We start from the raw sequence: 21880 nt of genomic DNA on the forward strand, positions 1-21880 counted from the left end.
CTGGTTTTATTTTAGCTAATGCTAATTAGACCAGATGTTAACAGCTCGATCTATCCGTTTAGTGGCGATATACTGAACCTCTAAACGGATAGGGATACTAATAACTAATGAAAACACGTGACAAGATTGTTTACGCTGCTCTAGAGCTTTTTAATGAGCATGGCGAGCGCAGTATTACGACCAATCATATTGCTGAACATATCGAGATTAGCCCTGGTAACCTCTACTACCACTTCCGCAACAAACAAGAAATTGTCCGTGACATATTTACTCTCTATTCGACAGAGTTACTCGAAAGGTTTACGCCGATTCAAGGCCAACAAGAAAGCCTGACGCTACTAAAGACCTACTTAGATTCTATCTTCACACTGATGTGGAAGTATCGATTCTTCTATGCGAATCTGCCTGAAATATTGTCACGTGATGAAAAACTCCACCTTGATTACATGGCAGTGCAAGAAAGATTGCAAACCAACCTTGTTGATATCATGAGAGCCTTTGTTGAGTTGAACTTGCTAAAAGCAACGGATACGGAAATGAAGTCGATGGTTACTTCCCTTCACTTGATCGCATCGGGTTGGTTGGCGTATCAGTCTGCGATGTCTCCAAAAGCCCAAATTACAGAGCAAGTGGTACATCAAGGGATGCTACAGATGATAGCGACTGTGAAGCCTATTGCGACTGCTCAAGGTTTTGAACAGCTTACATTATTGGAAGATGGTGTAAGGGCGCTGAACTCTAAGTAGAAAGAGACGAGTAATGAAGATCGGGAAAGAGCAGATTCGAGTAGCGAGATACGAGTAAACGAAAAGCAGGGTAGAGCGGCGACTAGGCTAGCGTTTTTCATGTCATGTTTTACTCTGACCTTGTGTCGGTTTTAAGCTTTTCGTATTTAGATGACTCGAACCCGACGTCTCTTTAAGCTCTTCGAATCTCGTTTACTCGAATCCCGCATCTGCTCTTACCTAACCAACCAACTCTTCGGGTTCTGAGCTTGGCTGTTTCTTCGAATTTCAAAATACAGTGATGGGCGCGTTTGGCCGCCAGTGTCACCAGCAAGTGCAATCGCTTCGCCCGCTTTAACCTTGTCACCTTCTTTCTTTAAAAGCGCTTGGTTAAAGCCGTAGAGCGTCATATCGCCTTTTCCATGGTCGAGAAGAACTACTAAACCATAGCCTCGCAGATACTCGGCAAATACCACCGTTCCTGAGTAAACAGATTTTACCTGCTGACCGTACTTGGCGTTGATCACCATGCCTTTCCAGTTAATTTGACCAGTTTGACGTGAACCGTAGTTATGTAGAACTTTATCTTTGATCGGCCAAGGTAGTTTGCCTTTGCGTTTAGCTAAACCATCCATAGGAACAGCGTTACGTCTTTCGCGAGCCGCTTTCTCCGCTTTCGCTATTTCAGCTTTAAGGCGAGTTTCATTTCGCTGAAGCTCTGCTAAGTAATTCTTGTCACCCGAGATGTTCTTTTTAATACTGCCAACGGTTTTCTTACGTTGTGTTTGGGTTTTGGCTAGCGTATCGCGCTTGGTGGTTTGTTGTTTTAACAGTGTTGCGATTTGTTCTTGCTCAAGTTGACGCTGCTTATGGCTCTCTTCTAATTCAAGTTGCGTCTGTTCAATCGTTTTGATTGTTGCGGAGCGAGCTTTGGCAAGGTGTTGGTAGTAGTGACTGATGCGATCTTCTTCAACACCAGTATTGAGAATGTGAGAAGAAGCTTTAGCTCGACTTGTCATGTAGTAAGTCTGAATCAGTTGTTCTAACTTGTCGGTATGGATTTTTTTCTGAGCCGTAAGCGCTTTAATCTTGGTGTCTAAGTTGGCAATATTTGCATTGGCCGTATTGAGTTGCTTTTTACTGTCTAGAATCGCTTTTTCAAGCGAAGCGATGGATAGTTCTTGTTTCTTGAGGTTTGCTTGTAGGCTGTCGAGTTTTTTCTGTTGTGAGGAAAGATTTTTTTGTTGGCGAGATATTTCGCTTGATACGCCTTTCAGTTCCCCCTGAGAGGCGGCAAATGACGATGTAGATAACAGAGCAGCGCAAAGGCTGGTAGATATCAGAAGAGTCCGGCTAATGGCTCGAATTTGTTTCATCATTATCGTCATTTAGTTGTATTCATCTGCTTTTAATTTTTCGAATTTCGCTGAATCGAATCCACATCTGCTTTTAAGCTCTTCATATCTCGGTTACTCGAACTCCGAATCTGCTTTTAGTCTTTTCGCATCTCGGTTACTCGAATCCCGCATCTGCTCTTAAATCCCATCACCATGGATGAAGTTCTGAGAGCGACCATTGAACCCTTGGTCCATATCTAAAGAGGGTTTGTCTGTTTTCGGTTTTCCGACAATTTTTGCAGGAACGCCAGCGACTGTTGTATGAGGTGGAACTGCCTGAAGAACCACAGAGCAAGAACCAATCTTCGCGCCTTCACCCACTTCAATGTTGCCAAGGATTTTAGCGCCAGCACCTATCATTACACCTTCTCGGATTTTAGGGTGACGATCGCCGCCTTCTTTACCCGTACCACCTAAGGTAACGTCTTGAAGAATCGATACATCATTTTCAACGACAGCAGTTTCACCAATCACAATGCCTGTAGCGTGGTCGAGCATGATCGCTTTACCGATACGAGCGGCCGGGTGGATATCCACTTGGCAAGCAACCGAAATTTGGTTCTGTAGGTAAGTGGCAAGCGCAATACGACCTTGCTTCCATAGCCAGTTGGCCACTCGGTAACCTTGAAGGGCGTGGTAGCCTTTTAGATAAAGCAGAGGCATCGAGTACATCTCGACCGCAGGATCTCGATTTACCGTCGCGCAGATATCACAAGCAGCCGCATCGATAATCGATTGATCCTGCTTGAATGCTTGTTCAACCACTTCACGTACCGCCATTGCGGGCATTGAAGCTGTTTTTAGCTTATTTGCTAGGATGTAACTGAGTGCAGCGCCTAAGCTTTCATGGTTGATAATCGTGGCATGATAAAAACTCGCAAGCATAGGTTCTTGCTCCGACTGCTGTCGAGCTTCCTTCACAATGCATTGCCAAACTTTTTGTTGTTCACAGTGTTTCATTTTACCATCCATTCTTTTTAAGGAGCAGATACAAGTGAGCTTAGAAGAACAGATTAGAGTAGCGAGATACGAGTGACGAAAAGCATTTCCGTCGAACTTTGAGTGTGCTCTTCATCTTTTCGTGTCTCGTATCCGCTCTTATTCTCTTCGTATCTCGATTACTCGAATCCCGTATCTGCTCTTACTATCTTTCTGACTTCTTGTCTCGAGCAAGTAGATCTTGTGCTGCTAAGTGTGCATCTTTCCCTTGATACAACACTTGATAAATTTGTTCAACAATTGGCATCTCGACACCCATGCGTTCTGATAATAACCAAACTTCTTTGGTGTTGCGATAACCTTCAACGACTTGGCCAATTTCTTCTTGTGCGGTATCTACATCTTTGCCTGCGCCAAGCGCCAAACCAAAGCGACGGTTACGTGATTGGTTATCAGTACAGGTTAGTACTAGGTCGCCTAATCCAGCCATACCCATGAAGGTTTCTGGCTGGGCGCCAAGTGCTGCGCCCAAGCGACTCATCTCAGCCAAACCGCGAGTGATAAGCGCGGTACGTGCATTAGCACCAAAGCCAATACCATCCGACATGCCAGCGCCAATCGCGATAACGTTTTTAACCGCGCCGCCAAGCTGCATGCCGATGAAATCTGAGTTTGCGTATACGCGGAATGTTTTGCCACAGTGAATCTTTTCTTGCAGTTCTTCTAGGAAAACTTCATCAGGTGAAGCTACAGAGATAGCCGTTGGCATACCCATCGCTAACTCTTTGGCGAAGGTAGGTCCTGATAGAACCGCTAACGAGTAACCATCACCAATCACATCGTGCGCGACATCTTTTAGCAGGCGGCCGGTTTCTGGCTCTAGGCCTTTGGTCGCCCAACAGATGCGAGAGTCTGAGGCTAAGTAAGGTTTAACGCTGTTAAGTACAACACCGAATACGTGGCTCGGGACTACAAGCAAAAGGTCTCGGCTTGAAGTCACGGCTTTTTCTAAGTCAGATTCAATGATCAGACTTTCTGGGAATTCAATATTTGGTAGAAACTCATTGTTCGCACGCTCTGATTCGAGGCGATTCATATGAACAGGATCATGTCCCCAAAGAACAACATTGGCACCGTTACGCGCTAGAGATATCGCTAAAGATGTCCCATAAGAACCTGCGCCAATCACTGTCATCGCAATGTCTTTACCGTAAGCGCTTGTCGCGCGAGTTGTTTCTGTCATGCTTCCACCTAAAAATAATGAGGGAAATCGAAGAGTTCTTGAGATGTTTCTAAATTAAGAAGAAAAAGCTCTCTATCAAAATACAGTGTAAATAAAAAATGCACATCGCAGAAGTTGCGATGTGCATTTAAAAGCTAAGCTTCTTATAACATAAGCTATTTAAGCGTTCGCTAGAGTTAAGTTCTACTGTGAGACTTAAGCCTGCTCGCCTTCAGCTTGTTGTGCTTGGTTTTGTAGGTAGTTCATGAACAAAGCATCAAAGTTTACAGGTGCTAGGTTCAGTTGTGGGAACGTACCTTTAACTACTAGGCTAGAGATCGTTTCACGAGCGTATGGGAACAGGATGTTCGGGCAGAATGCGCCTAGGCAATGAGCCAGTTGGCCAGCTTCCATTTCGCTTGCAGAGAAGATGCCGCCTTGTTGAACTTCACAAAGGAATGCTGTGTCTTCGGCATTCTTAACGGTAACAGTTAGACGTAGGATGACTTCGTAAACGCCTTCGCCAAGTTCACGGCTTTGAGTGTCTAGGTCCAGTTTTACATCTGGGTTCCACTCTTTTTGAAACATGTCTGGAGAGTTTGGCGCTTCGAAAGAGACGTCTTTTAGGAAGATACGTTGGATTGCGAAGTTTTGTTGTGCGTCTTGTTGTGCTGCTTCAGCCATTTTCTTGTCCTTAAAAATTTAAATTAGGTTTTGTTCGTCATATCAGCCGAACAAAACCTTAAAGTTATATTCGTGTAATCAGGCCTGCTTACTTCTTACCTTTAACCAAAGGTAGGTTAGCTTCACTCCAAGCTACTAAGCCACTTTTCAGTACGCTTACGTTTTCGAAACCTGCTTTAACCAGCAGATTAGCGCTTTCTTGAGCAGTTTGACCTGTCTTGCATACTACGATGATTGGGTCTGCTTTGTGGCTTTCAAGGCTACCAAAGCTATTTGCTTTGATGTCTGACGGCAAAATGTGAACTGCGTCCGTAATATGGCCCTTTTTGAACTCATCCTTAGTACGAATATCAACCACAACACCATTTTCACGGTTGATCATGTGTGTGGTTTGCGCTGCCGTAATCTCTTTGTAGGCTGCGTTTGATGTCTTGATAACGTTCGCAATGATGGCAACAACCAAGCCGATCCATACGATGGCTAAAATCATATTCTCTTGAACAAATGGAACTAACTCTTGCATATCTTGAACTCTTATTCGTTATTGGGCGAAAAATTATAGGGTAGGAGTATAGCGAGGTTTTGGGTTTAGTGTACATAGAGTTAGCTTACTGACGCACATAACAGGATTTTTTTTTGATTATATTCACGCATACATAGATAATAGATTAATTTACATTTTTAACTTTGAATGCGTAGTGTGGTTTCGCTTTGTGACCAATGGGCGGTAGCATGCTTAATGGCAAGCCCTTACGTGCTAGGAGTTGATTTTCCAGGCTTATTTTAGGAGTTTTTGTGAAGATATTAGTCACCGGTGGTGCTGGTTTTATCGGTTCAGCAGTTATACGTCATATTATAAATAATACATCTGACAGCGTAATCAACGTTGATAAGCTCACTTATGCAGGAAATTTAGAATCACTTGTTGAAGTTGATTCGAACGAACGTTATGCGTTCGAGAAAGTTGATATTTGTAATCGTTCAGAACTTGGTCGTGTTTTTTCTCAGCACCAACCGGATGCGGTGATGCACCTCGCAGCCGAATCGCATGTTGACCGTTCAATCACTGGCCCAGCGGCATTTATCGAAACCAATATTGTCGGTACTTATACCCTGTTAGAAGCGACTCGAGAGCACTGGAATACGCTTGAAGAAAGTGCGAAGTCAGAATTTCGGTTTCACCATATTTCTACCGATGAAGTGTATGGCGACCTACCACACCCAGATGAAGTTCCAGAGGGGACAGAGCTCCCTATGTTTTTGGAGACGACATCTTATGAACCATCTAGCCCTTACTCGGCTTCAAAAGCATCAAGTGATCACTTAGTGCGAGCATGGCTGCGTACTTACGGCCTGCCAACCATCGTAACCAACTGTTCAAACAACTATGGTCCTCATCATTTCCCTGAAAAATTGATCCCATTGGTAATCTTAAATGCTTTAGAAGGCAAAGATTTACCTATTTATGGTAAAGGTGATCAAATCCGTGACTGGCTATTTGTCGAAGACCACGCTCGCGCACTCTATAAAGTAGTGACGGAAGGTAAAGTGGGCGAGACCTATAATATTGGTGGTCACAACGAGAAGAAAAACCTCGAAGTCGTTAATACTATTTGTGAAATCCTAGATACGTTAGTACCGAAAAATTCGGCGTATGCAGAGCAAATTACTTATGTTCAAGACCGTCCTGGCCATGATCGCCGTTATGCTATTGACTCATCTAAGATGCAACGAGAATTAGGTTGGACACCGGAGGAGACTTTCGAAACGGGTCTTCGTAAGACAGTACAATGGTATTTAGACAACTCTGAGTGGTGTCAAAACGTGCAAAATGGTAGTTACCAACGTGAGCGCTTGGGTGTAGAAGCAGCTAAATCAAAGGAAAATAAGTAATGAAAGGTATTGTATTAGCTGGTGGTTCAGGTACTCGTCTGTACCCAATGACCCGTGGTGTTTCTAAACAATTACTCCCAATTTACGATAAGCCAATGGTTTTTTATCCTATATCGACCTTAATGTTAGCTGGAATAAAGGATATTCTAATAATCACTACACCTGAAGATAGTGCAGGTTTTCAGCGTTTATTAGGTGATGGGGCCGACTTCGGGATTAATCTTAAATATGAGGTTCAACCAAGTCCTGATGGTCTAGCGCAAGCCTTTATTATCGGAGAGGACTTTATTGGTGACGATAGTGTATGTTTGGTTTTAGGCGACAATATATTTTATGGCAGTCATTTTTCAGAGAAATTAATTAAAGCAAAAAACGAAACTGAGGAAAAAGGAAATGCAAGCGTTTTTGGATATCAAGTCGCAGACCCTGAACGTTTTGGTGTCGTAGAGTTTGACGATAATCAAAAAGCCATATCTATTGAAGAAAAGCCTGTAAAACCTAAGTCAAACTTTGCGGTAACCGGTTTGTATTTCTATGATAACCGAGTTATCGAAATAGCCAAAAACGTCGAGCCTTCAGAGCGTGGGGAACTGGAGATTACCACCATAAACGAAGAGTACTTAAAAAAAGACGCGTTAAATGTGGAGTTGCTAGGCAGAGGTAATGCTTGGTTAGACACAGGAACGTACGATAGCTTACTTGAGGCATCGAACTTTGTCCAAACTATAGAACATCGACAGGGCTATAAAATTGCATGTTTAGAAGAGATCGCATTTCGTCAAGGATGGATATCATTGGAACATCTTAAGAGTCGAGCTAAAGAGCTAAGTAAAAACTCATATGGCGAATATTTAAATAAGTTGGCCAAAGGACTTTATTGATGAATTTAATAAAATTGGTGTTGCTGAGAATATGTAGGTTTTTTATTTTAGCAAAGATAAACAAAACCAATATAACGTGCTCGTCTAGGGTTCCATTAGTTAAAAAATTTTTTCTAACTAATGGCGTTAATGTGATCTATCTTACTAGCAGAAATAAAAATCATAATATCGATTTATCGACAATTACGACAAATCAGCATCTCTCACTGCATATGATAGTATCGATATTTAATAAAAGTATTTCATTACCTTTAATATCGCCTTTTATTAAATGTTCTAAGCAATCAAGTTTGAAAGGAAGCTCGACAACATTAGCAACAAAGAGGGATGGTCTTTCTTTTAATTTATCAGTCATCAAAAATGCAATTTTTGATGAAATGGAAACTAAAATCATCGATGGCAAGTCGTTTGAGTTTAGAGGACCTGAATTATTCTTAAACGGTGTCGAAAATATTTATCTGAAACGCCGTGATAGTGGAGATATTGTTGAATGCAAAAAGAATGGAAGCGCAATATCATTTTCTTTAGAAAAGTACTTTGAAAACGATTCTCGCTGGGATTTCTATACTCGTATTAATGGACAAGAGATCCCTCTAAAAATAAAAAAAGCTACTGATATAATAAATGATGAAGATCGTTACCAAGTTCGTGAAAAAATTTCTGATGAAGTAGAAGGTGGTTTGGAAGTCTGTATGTATATGACCGAAGGATCAAAAACACTATCTCTATGGATCGCAAATACAAAGAGAATTGATGAAGTTATCTGCTTCGCGGAAGGAAAGACAGTTTATTATAATGAGCTAAATAATCCTATAATTGAAAACCTAATTGTGTTTGAAAGCTTCTTCGGTAAAAACTACTCGGGTCAACCTAAATATATCTACGAATATATTAAAGAAAACTTTCCCGATTTTAAATGTGTTTGGAGTTATAATAAAGAAGAGCCTATTCTGGGGGCTGACGACTGCGTAAAGCGTGGAAGCAAAGAGTATTATCGTTACCTTGCAAGAGCAAAGTATTGGGTCGGTAATATTGTATTTCCTATTCATACAAAACGAAAAGAAACCATTTATCTACAGACATGGCATGGCACACCTCTAAAGAGATTAGGCTTTGATATAGAGGTTGAGGGGCCTGAAGTTTTAGCAAGAGAAAACTTTTTTATTGAATCTAGAAACTGGGACTACCTGATAAGTCAGAACCGTTACTCAACTGACATATTTAAACGAGCATTTAAATATAAAGGTAAAGTTTTGGAGGTTGGTTATCCTCACAATGATCCACTATCAAACAAGGTTGATAAACTTAAAGTAGAAGAGATAAAGGACAAGATAGGCCTTCCTAAAAATAAAAAAGTAGTTTTATACGCCCCTACTTGGCGAGATGATCAAGCAACAGGAGCATGGGAGTATGAGTTTGGTCTAGCTTTAGACTTTAAAGAGCTCGCAAGTAAATTGAGTGAAGATACTGTATTTCTTATTAGGGGCCACCATCTCGTTAACGAGCTTTTAGTTTCAGAGGAATATAAAGATTTTATTTATGATGTGTCAAAGTTTGATGACGTACAAGACTTAGCGTTAATATCTGATATTCTAATTACAGACTATTCATCTGTTTTCTTTGACTTCGCAGTGACTAGAAAACCGATACTTTTCTATGTGTATGATTATAAAGAGTATAAAGAAAAGCTGCGTGGGTTTTATGTGGATATGGATACAGAGATGCCAGGTCCTCTCATTTATAAGCATGAAGATTTAATCGACGCAATAGAAAATATCGAAGATATATGTGAAGAGTATAAGTTAAAATACGAAAACTTCACACGTAAATATAACTATCTGGATAACGGCAATTGTGCACAGCAAGTAGTAGAGGAAGTTTTTAGATGAAACGAGTGGCTATTTTCCCAGCGGGAACAGAAATAGGTCTAGAGATACATAATAGCTTGAGGTTTGCAAAAGACATTGAATTATTTGGGATATCTAGCGCTCATGACCATAGCAACGTTGTTTTTGAAAATATAGTATCCGATGCTCCTTATTTGGGCGATGATCAATTGCTAGGCTTTATTAAAGAGTATGTGGCGATAAATAAAATTGACTACATATTCCCAGCACATGATGATGCTGTTGTTTTCCTGAGTGAAAATGAGGAAGGATTAGGTTGCAAAGTAGTATCTTCAGGGGAGGAAGTTGCTAACATATGCAGATATAAATCAAAAACATATTCTGCATTGTCAGGCCAAGACTTTATACCTAGAACATACAGTTTGGAAAATCTTAAAAGTTCAGATTTTCCACTATTCATAAAGCCCGATAGAGGTCAAGGTTCTAACGGAGCGCAGAAAGTATTGAATGCTACTGAGCTAAAATCTGTCGCGAATATCCAAAAATACGTTATATGTGAGTATCTCGAAGGGGATGAGTATACTGTGGACTGTTTGAGCTGTGCTGAGTCTAATATACTTTATTCTAGTCCAAGGGTAAGAGCTAGAGTTCGAAATGGGATCAGTGTATCAACAACCAATGTTTCGGACGTGAATTCAGAATTTTCTGACATTGCTAGCCAGATATCAATAAGTTTGAAGATGAAGGGCGCATGGTTTTTTCAAGTTAAGAAAAACTCACAAGGCAAACTTATTTTACTTGAAGTAGCATGCCGAATTGCTGGTTCTATGGGGTTGCACAGAAACCTAGGTATGAACTTTGCTTTAAATAGTATTTATGTTCGCGATGGAGTAAACGTAAAGCCATGTGCTAATAACTTTACTCAAACAGTTGATAGAGCATTAATATCAAGGTATTCAAATAACCTTGAATACGATAATGTCTACATCGACTTTGACGACACAATTACCAGAGCTGACAAAGTTAATTCGATTGTAATGTCATTTATTTATCAATGTAGAAATAAGGGAATAAACTTATTTTTAATTACAAGGCATGATAAGGATATTTATAAAACATTGAATAGTCTTGAAATATCCAAAGGACTATTCTCTGATATAATACATATTAAAGATGGCAGTAAGAAATCTAGTCACATATCAGCAGAAAATAGTATCTTTATAGATGATTCATTTAGAGAAAGGTTTGATGTAAAAAGAACGTTAAAAATTCCTGTTTTCGATGTCGACTCAATTGAACTCTTGTTAGATTGGAAGTATTAATATGATCCCTCAAAATATACCATTTCTTCCTCCTTTTGAAGAATATAATAATTTGATTAAACGAATTTGGGAATCCAAGCACCTAACCAATAGTGGCCCAATCGAACAAGAGTTCGTAACTAAGCTTGAAGGTCTAGGATTTAAAAATGTTAGTACCGTAGTTAATGGACATATGGCATTAGAGGCGTGTATTGATGTATTTGATTTGACAGGTGAAATAATCACTACGCCATTTACTTTCGCCTCAACAATTACTGCTATTCATCGAAAGGGTATAACTCCTATATTTGCTGATATTGACGTGAGAACGTTCAATATTGACCCTAAAGAGATCGAAAAGAAGATTACATCAAAAACAACAGCGATATTCGCAGTTCACGTTTTTGGAAATCTATCGGATCATAATGCACTTCGTAAAATAGCTGATAAGCATGGTTTAAAGTTAATTTATGATGCAGCACACTGTTTTGGTTGTTATAAGGACGACGAAAATGTTTCCTTATTGGGTGATGCTTCAATGTTTAGCTTACATGCAACAAAAGTAATGCATTCTGTCGAGGGGGGGTTAGTTACATTTAAAGAAGAGAGCGACCTTGAAAAATTTAAATTGCTTAAAAACTTTGGGATTCAAGGCGATACAGTAGTCCTTCCTGGTGGCAACTTGAAGATGAACGAGTTCAGCGCAGCCATGGGGGTGGTCAATTTAAATTATATTGATAGCATAATTGAGAAACGAAAGTCTATTTCTCAAGTTTACTTAGATAGATTACAAATTGAAAATAAACTATCTTTTCAACATGATTCTGAAGTTAACTTTACAAAAAATTATGCATATTTTCCTATAGTTCTTTCCCAAGACATAGATAGAGACTATGTATTTAATAAATTAAACGATTACGGCGTAAATGTTAGGAAGTATTTTTATCCGTTAGCAACTGACTATGATTTTGTAAAATCTTGTGATGAATACAGTAATGCGAAAAGGATTTCTAATAGTATCTTAACATTGCCGCTCTACGCTGACTTGTCTGTAGAAGATGCGAATCTTGTTTGTGATAAGGTGCTTGAGGTTTTAAATGAAATATAATTTAAGCGTTGTCGTTTTAGTTTACAATACAGCTGAATATTTACATGAGTGTATTGACTCATTGTTATCTCAATCTTTAAAAAATGTAGAAATTATTTTAGTTGATGATGATAGTACAGATGATTCGTTACTTATATGTAGAGAATATGAAGACAATCATGATAATGTCAAAGTCATCCATCAGAGTAACCAAGGTGGAGCTGTAGCCGGTAATAATGGTGTTAAGCATGCTACTGGTGAATATGTCGCGATCATCGATAGTGATGATGTTGTACCTTCTAATGCATACAAATTACTATTTGAACAAGCTCAGAAAAATCAAGCAGATATATCCATAGGTAAGCCTATGAGGCTTGTGTCTGGAAAGGTTGTTGACATAGCTTTAGATCGAGAAAAGCACGTTTGGCAAACAGAGCGAGTAATAAATTCATATGTCGATTTTGAGGCTATTACTTCAGATGGCTACTATTGGAACAAAATATTTAAGAGAGATTTTGTTACTAAACATCAAATAGGAATGCCAGATGGTTTCTTGTATGCAGACAGAACCATGGTGCATTCCGCATATCTTCATGCAAAAAAGATCGCAATCACAAATCAGGTTGTTTATCTTTGGAGAAAAAGAGATGCAACAACCACTAACAAGTCCATTATCCAGAGTAGTGGTGACTTAAATAACCTAAAAGAACGTTTGAAATCGTTTGAGCATGAAAATACTATTTTTAGTAGTAATGAAGAATTTTGTTTGAATATTGCCCAAGATTCAATTAGTCGCTTGTTATTTAACATCAATAGTAATCTGTCAAACAACAAAACTAGAGACTTTTACTTAAATGAGGTTAGTCAATTTTTCCGAATGTTTGATCTAAGTAGCATGAATAGCCTTACTCCTAGAGAAAAGCTACTTTGCTTCTTTATTTCAGAGAAGATGGAGTTTGAACTTGGTTATTATTTGAACCAAATGTGGAAGCAATTCCCTTATGTCTACGAAAATGGAAAACTATATAGCCAATTACCTATTACTTTAACTGAAAACCTCCCTACTTTCATTTTTGAAAATAAAAAACTCGAATCATCAAATATAAGGAATTCACAGTTTATATCTTCGGGAAATGAAGTTGAAATTCAGTGTCTCATCCGAGAGTATTCGTCAAATATGAATATTAAGATTAAACTTATATCGGATGATGAACTACTTGAACTAGATACTGAGCGTTTTGGTGATTATTATCTAGCAAGGGTTGATAAGAGTATCTTTAAAGAAAATAGTAATTATTATATTACTGTTTCAGATGGTTTGCATGATTCTATCTATTTACGACGTGCGAATTTTGAACCTAGGATGAAAAATAGCTTATTTTCAAGTATTTTCATTCGATTTACTGCGTCAGCTAAATACGTGAGAGTCAAGAAAGTAAAACTCTCATTGGAACTATTAAAGAAAGGTTTAAGGCGTGGGCTTAAAAAAATTAAAAACTAGAGTTAAGCATAGTATATCGAGGAATTCAAAAATAGATTTTTTATTTAGGTTTCTGTGGATTAAATTGTATCAAGCTAATTACTTTGTACGCTACAGACGATTTAAATTAGAAGATACTATTATATTTGAGTGCTTCAAAGGTAAGTTTATAAATGATAGTCCTCTTGCTATTTATAATGAGTTAAGAGGGTTAAATACAGGTTTTAGTTATATATGGGTTGTAAATAGCACCACGGATATACCTAACGACTTAGCCAAAGATGAAAAGTTAACGTTTGTAAAGTATGGTAGTAGAGAATACTTTTTAGCATATTCAAAGTCCAAGTTTTGGATTGTTAATTGTCGAATACACTCTTCCATTCTTAAGAAAAATGGTCAAAAATTTATTCAATGTTGGCACGGTACGCCATTGAAGAAAATGGCTCATGATATTAAAGTTGGGAATAACGTTAATACTAGTCTTGACAGTTTAAAGTACTCTTATCAACGAGAGGTATCACGATTAGATTATTTTTTATCCCCGAGTCAGTATGCCTCAAAGTGCTTTATGTCTAGCTTTAACATGAAGAAAAATAAAATATTGGAGGTTGGCTATCCAAGAAATGATACTTTGGTTAGATTTAAAGATAATCAAGCCTATATATCGGAGGTGAAGCATAAGTTGGGTCTAGATTCTACGAAGAGAGTCGTCCTTTATGCACCAACTTGGCGTGATAATCAATTCAATGTTAAAACAGGAAAGCATGTATTAAAAAATATTCTTGATGATGAGTCGTTCACCAGAGATTTTGCAGGTACCATATTTTTATATAGAGGGCATTATTTCACTCGACCTGAATCGGATATGAATAATTTCATAGACGTATCTGACTATTCAAACTTGAATGATCTTTTCCTTGTCGCTGATGTCTTGATTACTGACTACTCTAGCTTGTTTTTCGATTTTTTAATTTTAGAGAAGCAAGTGATCTTTTATATGCCGGATCTAATAGAGTATGCGAATCAAACAAGGGGTTTCTATCTCGATGTTACTACTGAGTTACCATACTCAATAGCAGAAGATCTAGAAGGTCTAAAAAAACAATTGAATGAGAAAATAATCGACATAGATAAAACTGTAGATTTTAATAAACAATATAACCCTTATGAAGACGGTTCTTCATCTTTAAGGGTAATTAAAGAGGTTGGTATAATATAATGGCTACAAGAGTTATTACATTTGGTACATTTGATGTTTTTCATGTTGGACATATTAACATACTTGAACGGTGTGCAAGTCTGGGGGATACATTAATCGTAGGCGTTTCTAGCGATGAGCTAAACTATAGTAAAAAATCTAGATATCCAATATATGCTCAAGATGACAGGCTGAAAATCTTACAGTCTGTAAAGTTTGTTGATGAAGTGTTCTTTGAAGAGTCTTTAGAAAAGAAGCGTGAGTATATAAAATTCTTTAAAGCTGATATTTTAGCTATGGGTGATGACTGGGCAGGGAAGTTTGATGAATTTTCTGATATTTGTAAAGTTGTATACTTTCCTAGAACGCCATCTATATCAACAACAGAGATTATTGAGATAGCAAAGAAAATATGATGAAACTACTTAATACTGCTTGGCTTGACTTAAAAGAGAAAGTTCTTTTTTCATTTGAAATATTGCAGCTGTATAGAATAGAGGTAAATGCATCGATATTAGAAGTATCAACGTTTAGGTTTATGTCTAAGTTTGTCAATGTTCTTATTATGTATCTGCCAATTAAAGTTCTGTTAGCAATATCAGATACAAGCAGTGTTAAGGTTTTGTTTAATTATGAATTGGATGTGAAAACTTACAGTGCAATTTTATTTGCAGTAACAATTGGGCTTTATTTATTCCACACTACTGTTCAAATATATATAGCTAAAAAGTTTTCCCTCCAAAAAAACAATAATATCATTAATGGCGATGTGTATGAGAGTAAGGGTAAAAAATATACTTCCAGGTTCTTGAAGGCAAGTTTTGATATATATCTAAATAATGTAGCTTGCTATATAAATATTGTTGTCATGGTTATTTTATTTTACTTTCTTTCTGTAGAGTTTACTCTTGTATTTATGTTATCAATACTTTTGTTTTCTTGCTTTACTGAAATGTTTATATTTAACCCAGATTATTCTATTATTAAAAATAGTGTAATGAGTAAAAAACAAGCACTGACTATTTTAAGTAGCTTTTTCTATCTTTTTATCTTCTTTGGTCTATTTTTCGTATATATAAATTATGAGATTCCTATTCATTCTGCAATATTGATTCTTTTGTTTAGCCGAGTATCAAATTCATCCGTTAGAGAGCTTTTCGTTACCCTAGATCAATTGAGCTATAACTTAAAAAAATATAACAATGAATAAGAATAAATATCTCTTTACTCGTTTGGCATTGCACTTGATTGGTTTTATACCATCAATATTATTCATATTTTTTCCATTTAGAAATAAAAAATCTATAATATTTAACTCTCAATTCAATACTACTTTTGAACATAATTCTAAGACTCTATTCTTACATATGATAGGAGATCAGAGTAATGACTTAGAGATATACTATGTAATGAATGACGATGGTCTTCGCCGAAAATTAAATCAAAAATATGGCAACTATTTTATCTCTACTTCAAGTATATTAGGTGTGTTCAAAGTTCTTTTTGCTCACACTTGGATTACATCATCGCTAGAAACACCAGTTGGTGGGGTTGGACTATCAATAAAAAGAAAGGTCATTCACCTGGGTCATGGTTCACCAATCAAAAAGGTTGGGTTAGGAGTTAACTCAAACTCTATTTTAAGGCGCCTGTACTATCATTTATTGAAAAGTAATTTCTCTTATTTTCTCTCAACATCTAAAGAGTTCGATGATGCGTGGGCCGATTGTTTAGGTTTCAATCTCAATAGAGTGATTCGCGCGCCACAGGCAAGGAATGACAAAATAGTTAGATCTCAAGCAATTCCATTTAATAAAGATCATTACTCTATACTCTATGCACCAACATGGAGGCCAGGCTCAGATATCAGAATATTTCCATTTGATGACTTTGATATCGACTTGTTAACATCTTTTTTAAATAAAAACGATATACATATTTATCTAAGAGTTCACCCTAATTTTGTGCAATCACTCCCTTTTAGTTTAAGCCACCATAGTAATATATTTATCTTATCAAGTGATGAAGTCGAAGATATAAATGAAGTCCTAGGCTCTTTTGATTTGTTAGTTACTGATTATTCAAGTATTTATTTTGACTACCTACTTACGCTCAAGCCTATTATATTTTTACCGTATGACCAAGATTATTATGGAGAAGTAGTAGGTTTTACTATCCCTTACGAAAAACTAACTCCGGGTCCTAAGCCTATAACTCTTATAGACTTTATATATGAGATTGAACTTTTTTATAATAATAATGATGAGTATCTACCGCAGCGAAAAGTGGTTGATGATTTGGTAAACCCCATTAAATCAAATCATGCTCAGAGCTGTGCTAGCGTTGTAATAGAACTTACCAAAAACCATTAACTTGAGAGTTATATTTTCGTCTTCTTGTATCCAGTTGGTGCTTCTAACAGTATCCTTTTGATACACTCGACATTGAAGTCATGGCAGCATTCATCTAATTCGTTTAAGAGAATCTGCATTTCAGGCCAGTCAAGCTTGCTCTCTTGAGCGGTCATGATTTTTTCGTGGCTTGTACCTTCAACGTTTTCACCAATGAGAAGCTCTTCGTATAGTTTTTCTCCTGGTCTTAAGCCTGTAAACCTGATCTCCACATCCCCCTCATCAGAGCTTGAACCGATATTTTCTTTCATACCCATTAGGTGAACCATGCGTTTTGCTAGGTCTAGAATCTTAACGGGTTCTCCCATATCAAGTACGAACACCTGTCCATTATTACCCATCGCTCCGGCCTGAATAACGAGTTGTGCAGCTTCTGGGATTAACATGAAATAACGGATGATATCAGGGTGGGTCACAGTAACTGGGCCGCCAGCCTTGATTTGCTTTTTGAATAGCGGAACAACTGAGCCGGAAGAACCCAATACATTGCCAAATCTAACCATGGTAAAAATGGTATCTGTACCTTTGTCTGCAAGAGCTTGAAGTACGAGCTCCGCCATTCTCTTACTCGCCCCCATTACATTCGTTGGTCTTACAGCCTTGTCTGTTGAAATTAGGGTGAAATTTTTCACCCCACATTCTATTGAAGCTTGTGCACAAGATAATGTTCCAAATACATTATTGCGGATTCCTTCGACTACATTATCTTCCACCAAAGGTACATGCTTGTATGCAGCGGCGTGGTATAAAGTTTCAACTTCATAGCTTGTCATCAGTTTTTCAAGGCGGTTTTGTCTTTGTACGGAACCTAGAGCTGCGATAATTTTGGTTTTACTTTTTAGATTTTTCTTCGTCGCGTTTAACTCTTGCTCAATTTTGTAGAGGTTGTATTCATTTAGCTCAAACAGAATTAATGTTTTGGGCTTTTGTGCCATTATTTGGCGACATAACTCTGAACCAATAGAACCTCCCGCTCCTGTCACCATGACACTTTTTTCACGAATGTTCTTAGTCAGTAGCTCATTATTCGGAGCGATTGGAGCTCTTCCCAATAGGTCTGCGACATCGAGGTCTTTGATTTCGGTTGCTGACGCTTTTCCAGCGGCAATATCTTCGACTGACGGAACGGATTGAATGGCTATTGGCCAATTAGATAGCTTTTCTACTAGCCTTAATCTTTTTCCTTTGTTGATATTATTGATAGCCAGCAATAACTTAACCGGTTGGTAGAGAGATTGAAGCTGTTCAAACTCACTAGGATGGTGGACTTTTAATCCAAATAAGATGTTGCCTTTTTTACTTGGGTCGTCATCTAGTAGAATGACTGGGTTATATTCATCACCATGGATCAAAGCGTACGCAAGTTCACGCCCAGTAGCGCCAGCACCGTAGATAAACACATTTGGTTTTTTGCGTTTGATCATTTGGTCATAAGCAGAACGAATTATGATCCTTGGTCCACCTAGCGTAAGTATGGCCAGCCCCGCATAAATGAAAGGAACACTTCTAGGGATGAAAGTTTGAAAAAAGAATCCACTCATGATCAAGGTGAGTGATGATATAAATACGGCGAGAAATATGTTCCCGATAGCAGGAAACATCATGTAGCGTAATACTGCTCTATACATCCCGAGTTTAGTGAAACTATAGATGGTTACTGAAATCGTAAGCAACAAAGTTACCCATTCATCTAAGCCTAACTCAAACGTATATGTTCCTAGTCTTAGTGCAATCGCCAGGTAAATTGATAAAGCTATTGCGAAAATATCATATCCAATACTGATTAAGCGCTTGTTTTTCCGCTTGGTGTTGAGAATCGCTCGTATTGGCTTGATCATTGTTGTCCCTGATATATTGATATTTGTTTGGCAATCGCTGCGCAATGTTTCTATTCAAGATATTTTAATGCTGTTGAGTGCGGTAAGCTAGATGTTATTGATGGTTCTGTGGTGCTCAAGAGCATTGCTATTAGTTTCGCTCATTATTTGTTCGGTTGAGGCCGCTTTGTTATGAATATCCTAGTCACAGGTAGTACCGGCTTTGTAGGCTCTAGAGTTGTTAAGTTAGCTAAAGGGCGTGATTGGGCTGTAATTCCGGTTGTGCGTAAGCAAATAGAGCCACTAACAAATAGCTTGGTTATCCCTTCCATTGACGATTCTACCGATTGGTCTGGGGCATTCGGCGGTGTGGATTGTGTTGTTCATTGCGCTGCTCGAGTACATCAAATGAATGAAAGTGAGCAAGATGCTTTAACTGCTTACCGAGAGACAAATACGCTTGGGACTTTGAACCTTGCAAAGCAAGCCGCGGAAGCAGGGGTGAAAAGGTTTGTGTTCGTTAGCTCTATTAAAGTGAACGGTGAGTTTACTGAGCCTGGCTCCCCTTTCCTTCCTAACCTAGATAATATCCCGAAAGACCCTTACGGTTTGAGTAAGTATGAAGCCGAAGTTGAGTTGGCTAAGCTTTCAAAAGAGACTGGTTTAGAAGTCGTTATTATTAGGCCCCCACTGGTTTATGGGCCTGGTGTAAAAGCAAATTTCTTATCTATGATGCGTATGATTGATAAAGGAATCCCGCTGCCGTTTGGTGCTATAAAAAATCAAAGAAGTTTGGTTTATTTGGATAATTTATCTGATTTGATACTGACGTGTTGCGAGCACCCTTCAGCTACGGGACGTACCTTCTTGGTATCGGATGATCATGATGTTTCGACAACTCAATTAATGCGAACTATTGCGTTATCAATGGGCAAGGCGCCAAGGCTCTTGCCTATTCCGATGTCTTTGATACAACTAGCAGCCTCAGTTTTAAACAAGAAACATATAGCACAAAGAATATGTGGCAACCTCCAAGTGGAAGTCGGTTTGACGAAAGAGGTTTTAGGGTGGAAGCCCCCAGTTACTTTTGAGCAAGGGATTAAAAACACAGTGCAAGCGTATTTAGATTCCAAATAACTCGTTCCTCGTTTTTGGAATGACGGTATTGAGCTCCTCATTTTTTGAATGATGATATCGGGTTCTGCGTTGTTTGAGGCTATGTCGTTGATGATATACGTTGATTTTTGACTGGTGCTTTGGTTTTAGCGACGGTGTTATTTGGTTTAACTGCGTGAGCTATGTGCTTTGTAGTAGAGAGTCGTCATTCTGAACAGCGGGGCACGAGCGTGATTCAGAATCTGTATTTATTAGAAAGGGTTTTAAGTTGATTCGTATATTAGATTTTATTTTTGCTTTCTTTGGCTTGTTGTTCCTTTGGCCAGTATTTCTCGTCATTTGCATAATCGGCTATTTTGATACAGGTTCTCCCGTCTTTTTTCAAACACGAGTGGGACGTAACAAAAAGCCATTCACCTTAGTCAAATTCCGAACCATGCCAGTCGATACAAAGTCTGTTGCCACTCACTTAGTTGGAGCGAGTTCAGTGACTAAGCTCGGTGGATTCCTGCGAAAAACCAAGCTTGATGAACTGCCTCAGTTATACAACGTACTTAAAGGTGAAATGAGTTTAGTTGGTCCAAGACCATGCCTGTTTAACCAGCAAGAACTCATCGACGAAAGGGAATCAAGAGGGGTACTCTCTGTTAGGCCTGGTGTAACGGGTTTAGCTCAGATCAATGACATTGACATGTCGACGCCAAAAACACTGGCTGAGTGGGACCAACGTATGCTTAACACATTGAATGTGCGACTTTACTTCCAATATATTATTCAAACAGTGTTGGGCAAAGGGGCTGGCGATCGAGTGTAGATAGTGTGTTTTTAGTCTACTTATCTAGTTTTTAGGTCAATTAGCGATTAATCATGCCGCGAATTTATGTGTTGCTGTACGAAGATGTTACCTAATATGATGCTTTATAAGGTATTGCTTATGATTTATCCGTTTACTTGATTGTGGTTATTATCTATCATATTACTTAATCAATTGTTCAATCAGTTGTTTAAGCTGAGTAATTGGTTTTTAGTTATTTAATAAATTAAATGGTTCTAAGGCAAAGTGAGAAATAGAAGCTTTGTTCTTACTTCCCAAGCGACGTTGTACTCTGCTTTCGTCACTGCATTTGAAAGGTAATTGGCCAACTTTAAATGAGTGCACTGAGAAGAGCATCGTATGCATGCTACATGCGGCAGCAACATGGGTATGGGCTAATTATGAGGAACCTCTGATTCTTTGGCGTTCCTACGAAATGATTAGGCTATCGCTTAGATTTGCTAGGAAAATCAGCATCAGTTCAGTTTGAAATATGGAAGATATAATTATATGAAAATGCAGTGGTTAGCTAGGGTTTCACCTTTGTTGTTGCTATCAGCAACAGCTGTTGGAGCTGAAAATTTATACGTGGGCGCTAAAGTTGGTAATGTAACTGCCGATAACTTTGCACCATTAGTAGAGAGCCGCACGGCTATTGATGACTCAGACACATCTTACGGTTTGTTTGTTGGTTATCATATCGTAGATACACTAGCCATCGAAGGTGGTTATAACTACCTTGGTGAGTATGACCTTAAAGACATTGCAGGTGGCAGCTACGAAGCAAGCAGCTTTGATGTAGTTCTTAAAGCCTCTGGAAATGTAACAGACAGCTTAGCGCTATACGCAAAAGGTGGCATCGCTATTTATGACTGGAAAGCAAACGGTCCAGGTGTTGAGTCTGACGATTCTGGTGTGACTCCAACAATTGCTTTTGGTACTGAATACTCGATTACATCATCAATGAAAGTTGGCCTAGAATACCAGCTATATCAAGATATTGGTGGTGTAGATATCGACTCATTGAATGTTGCCTTGTCTCATAGCTTTTAATTATTTGTAGGGATA

General features: G+C 38.4%; 20 protein-coding genes. 14 read left to right on the forward strand and 6 right to left on the reverse strand.

From position 1 onward, the window contains the following. Positions 1-107: 107 nt before the first annotated feature. On the forward strand, positions 108-746 hold the full coding sequence (locus tag AC3CKG_RS00870; protein WP_065207325.1) for a TetR/AcrR family transcriptional regulator: 639 nt from the start codon (positions 108-110) through the stop codon (positions 744-746). 215 nt (positions 747-961) lie between these two features. Here the strand turns inward: AC3CKG_RS00870 and AC3CKG_RS00875 are convergent, their stop codons facing one another. From AC3CKG_RS00875 to AC3CKG_RS00895, 5 genes are all read right to left on the reverse strand, one after another. Beyond that, positions 962-2113 carry a murein hydrolase activator EnvC family protein gene (locus AC3CKG_RS00875; RefSeq protein ID WP_488528664.1) on the reverse strand — a complete coding sequence of 384 codons (1152 nt, stop codon included), beginning with the start codon at positions 2111-2113 and terminating at the stop codon, positions 962-964. 147 nt (positions 2114-2260) lie between these two features. Next, positions 2261-3082 (reverse strand): serine O-acetyltransferase, encoded by an 822-nt coding sequence (gene cysE / locus AC3CKG_RS00880; RefSeq protein ID WP_009847961.1) that lies wholly within the window; start codon positions 3080-3082, stop codon positions 2261-2263. Between the two features lie 184 nt (positions 3083-3266). Then, complete coding sequence (gene gpsA, locus AC3CKG_RS00885; protein WP_488528665.1) at positions 3267-4304, reverse strand: NAD(P)H-dependent glycerol-3-phosphate dehydrogenase; 1038 nt, start codon at positions 4302-4304, stop codon at positions 3267-3269. A 195-nt stretch (positions 4305-4499) separates the two neighbouring features. Next, positions 4500-4967, reverse strand: coding sequence for a protein-export chaperone SecB (gene secB, locus AC3CKG_RS00890; protein WP_009847959.1), 468 nt, complete (start codon positions 4965-4967; stop codon positions 4500-4502). Positions 4968-5055: 88 nt separating this feature from the next. After that, a complete protein-coding gene (locus AC3CKG_RS00895; protein WP_016786319.1) occupies positions 5056-5490 on the reverse strand; it encodes a rhodanese-like domain-containing protein in 435 nt (144 codons plus the stop codon). 272 nt (positions 5491-5762) lie between these two features. Between AC3CKG_RS00895 and rfbB the strand changes: the two genes are divergently transcribed. From rfbB to AC3CKG_RS00945, 10 genes are read left to right on the forward strand one after another with little or no spacing between them, the layout of a single operon-like run. Then, positions 5763-6860: a dTDP-glucose 4,6-dehydratase gene (rfbB, locus tag AC3CKG_RS00900; protein WP_488528666.1), complete on the forward strand. Its 1098-nt coding sequence runs from the start codon at positions 5763-5765 to the stop codon at positions 6858-6860. Continuing rightward, complete coding sequence (rfbA, locus tag AC3CKG_RS00905; RefSeq protein WP_248402565.1) at positions 6860-7741, forward strand: glucose-1-phosphate thymidylyltransferase RfbA; 882 nt, start codon at positions 6860-6862, stop codon at positions 7739-7741. The genes rfbB and rfbA overlap by 1 nt, the downstream gene beginning before the upstream one ends. Beyond that, on the forward strand, positions 7741-9630 hold the full coding sequence (locus AC3CKG_RS00910; protein ID WP_488528667.1) for a CDP-glycerol glycerophosphotransferase family protein: 1890 nt from the start codon (positions 7741-7743) through the stop codon (positions 9628-9630). The genes rfbA and AC3CKG_RS00910 overlap by 1 nt, the downstream gene beginning before the upstream one ends. After that, complete coding sequence (locus tag AC3CKG_RS00915) at positions 9627-10910, forward strand: ATP-grasp domain-containing protein (RefSeq protein WP_488528668.1); 1284 nt, start codon at positions 9627-9629, stop codon at positions 10908-10910. Before AC3CKG_RS00910 ends, AC3CKG_RS00915 begins: the two co-directional genes overlap by 4 nt. A 1-nt stretch (position 10911) precedes the next feature. Then, the gene (locus AC3CKG_RS00920; RefSeq protein WP_488528669.1) at positions 10912-11997 is read left to right on the forward strand and encodes a DegT/DnrJ/EryC1/StrS family aminotransferase; all 1086 of its coding nucleotides are present in this window, start codon (positions 10912-10914) and stop codon (positions 11995-11997) included. Next, positions 11987-13477 (forward strand): glycosyltransferase family 2 protein, encoded by a 1491-nt coding sequence (locus AC3CKG_RS00925; protein ID WP_488528670.1) that lies wholly within the window; start codon positions 11987-11989, stop codon positions 13475-13477. Before AC3CKG_RS00920 ends, AC3CKG_RS00925 begins: the two co-directional genes overlap by 11 nt. Beyond that, on the forward strand, positions 13452-14675 hold the full coding sequence (locus tag AC3CKG_RS00930) for a CDP-glycerol glycerophosphotransferase family protein (protein ID WP_488528671.1): 1224 nt from the start codon (positions 13452-13454) through the stop codon (positions 14673-14675). The genes AC3CKG_RS00925 and AC3CKG_RS00930 overlap by 26 nt, the downstream gene beginning before the upstream one ends. After that, a complete protein-coding gene (locus tag AC3CKG_RS00935; RefSeq protein WP_248402571.1) occupies positions 14675-15070 on the forward strand; it encodes an FAD synthase family protein in 396 nt (131 codons plus the stop codon). Before AC3CKG_RS00930 ends, AC3CKG_RS00935 begins: the two co-directional genes overlap by 1 nt. Beyond that, positions 15067-15864: a hypothetical protein gene (locus AC3CKG_RS00940; RefSeq protein ID WP_488528672.1), complete on the forward strand. Its 798-nt coding sequence runs from the start codon at positions 15067-15069 to the stop codon at positions 15862-15864. Before AC3CKG_RS00935 ends, AC3CKG_RS00940 begins: the two co-directional genes overlap by 4 nt. Continuing rightward, positions 15857-17026 (forward strand): CDP-glycerol glycerophosphotransferase family protein, encoded by a 1170-nt coding sequence (locus AC3CKG_RS00945; protein WP_488528673.1) that lies wholly within the window; start codon positions 15857-15859, stop codon positions 17024-17026. Before AC3CKG_RS00940 ends, AC3CKG_RS00945 begins: the two co-directional genes overlap by 8 nt. Positions 17027-17034: 8 nt before the next feature. Here the strand turns inward: AC3CKG_RS00945 and AC3CKG_RS00950 are convergent, their stop codons facing one another. Next, on the reverse strand, positions 17035-18903 hold the full coding sequence (locus AC3CKG_RS00950; protein WP_488528674.1) for a polysaccharide biosynthesis protein: 1869 nt from the start codon (positions 18901-18903) through the stop codon (positions 17035-17037). Between the two features lie 171 nt (positions 18904-19074). On the opposite strand from AC3CKG_RS00950, the gene AC3CKG_RS00955 reads away from it, so the two are divergent. The 3 genes from AC3CKG_RS00955 to AC3CKG_RS00965 all read left to right on the forward strand — a co-directional run bounded on the left by AC3CKG_RS00955 (position 19075) and on the right by AC3CKG_RS00965 (position 21865). After that, complete coding sequence (locus AC3CKG_RS00955) at positions 19075-20019, forward strand: UDP-glucose 4-epimerase family protein (RefSeq protein ID WP_488528675.1); 945 nt, start codon at positions 19075-19077, stop codon at positions 20017-20019. A gap of 247 nt (positions 20020-20266) precedes the next feature. Next, positions 20267-20812, forward strand: a complete 546-nt coding sequence (locus AC3CKG_RS00960) for a sugar transferase (protein WP_488528676.1) — start codon at positions 20267-20269, stop codon at positions 20810-20812. A gap of 510 nt (positions 20813-21322) precedes the next feature. After that, positions 21323-21865, forward strand: coding sequence for an outer membrane beta-barrel protein (locus tag AC3CKG_RS00965; protein ID WP_488528677.1), 543 nt, complete (start codon positions 21323-21325; stop codon positions 21863-21865). Positions 21866-21880: the final 15 nt, after the last annotated feature.

The sequence above is a fragment of the Vibrio sp. QJM3NY_15 genome (assembly GCF_057785995.1).

Bases quoted from the DNA above. Each gene is read 5' to 3' on its own strand.
- AC3CKG_RS00870 (WP_065207325.1), top strand. From the start codon at position 108: ATGAAAACACGTGACAAGATTGTTTACGCTGCTCTAGAGCTTTTTAAT.
- AC3CKG_RS00875 (WP_488528664.1), bottom strand. From the start codon at position 2,113: ATGACGATAATGATGAAACAAATTCGAGCCATTAGCCGGACTCTTCTG.
- cysE (WP_009847961.1), bottom strand. From the start codon at position 3,082: ATGAAACACTGTGAACAACAAAAAGTTTGGCAATGCATTGTGAAGGAA.
- gpsA (WP_488528665.1), bottom strand. From the start codon at position 4,304: ATGACAGAAACAACTCGCGCGACAAGCGCTTACGGTAAAGACATTGCG.
- secB (WP_009847959.1), bottom strand. From the start codon at position 4,967: ATGGCTGAAGCAGCACAACAAGACGCACAACAAAACTTCGCAATCCAA.
- AC3CKG_RS00895 (WP_016786319.1), bottom strand. From the start codon at position 5,490: ATGCAAGAGTTAGTTCCATTTGTTCAAGAGAATATGATTTTAGCCATC.
- rfbA (WP_248402565.1), top strand. From the start codon at position 6,860: ATGAAAGGTATTGTATTAGCTGGTGGTTCAGGTACTCGTCTGTACCCA.
- AC3CKG_RS00910 (WP_488528667.1), top strand. From the start codon at position 7,741: ATGAATTTAATAAAATTGGTGTTGCTGAGAATATGTAGGTTTTTTATT.
- AC3CKG_RS00915 (WP_488528668.1), top strand. From the start codon at position 9,627: ATGAAACGAGTGGCTATTTTCCCAGCGGGAACAGAAATAGGTCTAGAG.
- AC3CKG_RS00920 (WP_488528669.1), top strand. From the start codon at position 10,912: ATGATCCCTCAAAATATACCATTTCTTCCTCCTTTTGAAGAATATAAT.
- AC3CKG_RS00925 (WP_488528670.1), top strand. From the start codon at position 11,987: ATGAAATATAATTTAAGCGTTGTCGTTTTAGTTTACAATACAGCTGAA.
- AC3CKG_RS00935 (WP_248402571.1), top strand. From the start codon at position 14,675: ATGGCTACAAGAGTTATTACATTTGGTACATTTGATGTTTTTCATGTT.
- AC3CKG_RS00940 (WP_488528672.1), top strand. From the start codon at position 15,067: ATGATGAAACTACTTAATACTGCTTGGCTTGACTTAAAAGAGAAAGTT.
- AC3CKG_RS00945 (WP_488528673.1), top strand. From the start codon at position 15,857: ATGAATAAGAATAAATATCTCTTTACTCGTTTGGCATTGCACTTGATT.
- AC3CKG_RS00950 (WP_488528674.1), bottom strand. From the start codon at position 18,903: ATGATCAAGCCAATACGAGCGATTCTCAACACCAAGCGGAAAAACAAG.
- AC3CKG_RS00955 (WP_488528675.1), top strand. From the start codon at position 19,075: ATGAATATCCTAGTCACAGGTAGTACCGGCTTTGTAGGCTCTAGAGTT.
- AC3CKG_RS00965 (WP_488528677.1), top strand. From the start codon at position 21,323: ATGAAAATGCAGTGGTTAGCTAGGGTTTCACCTTTGTTGTTGCTATCA.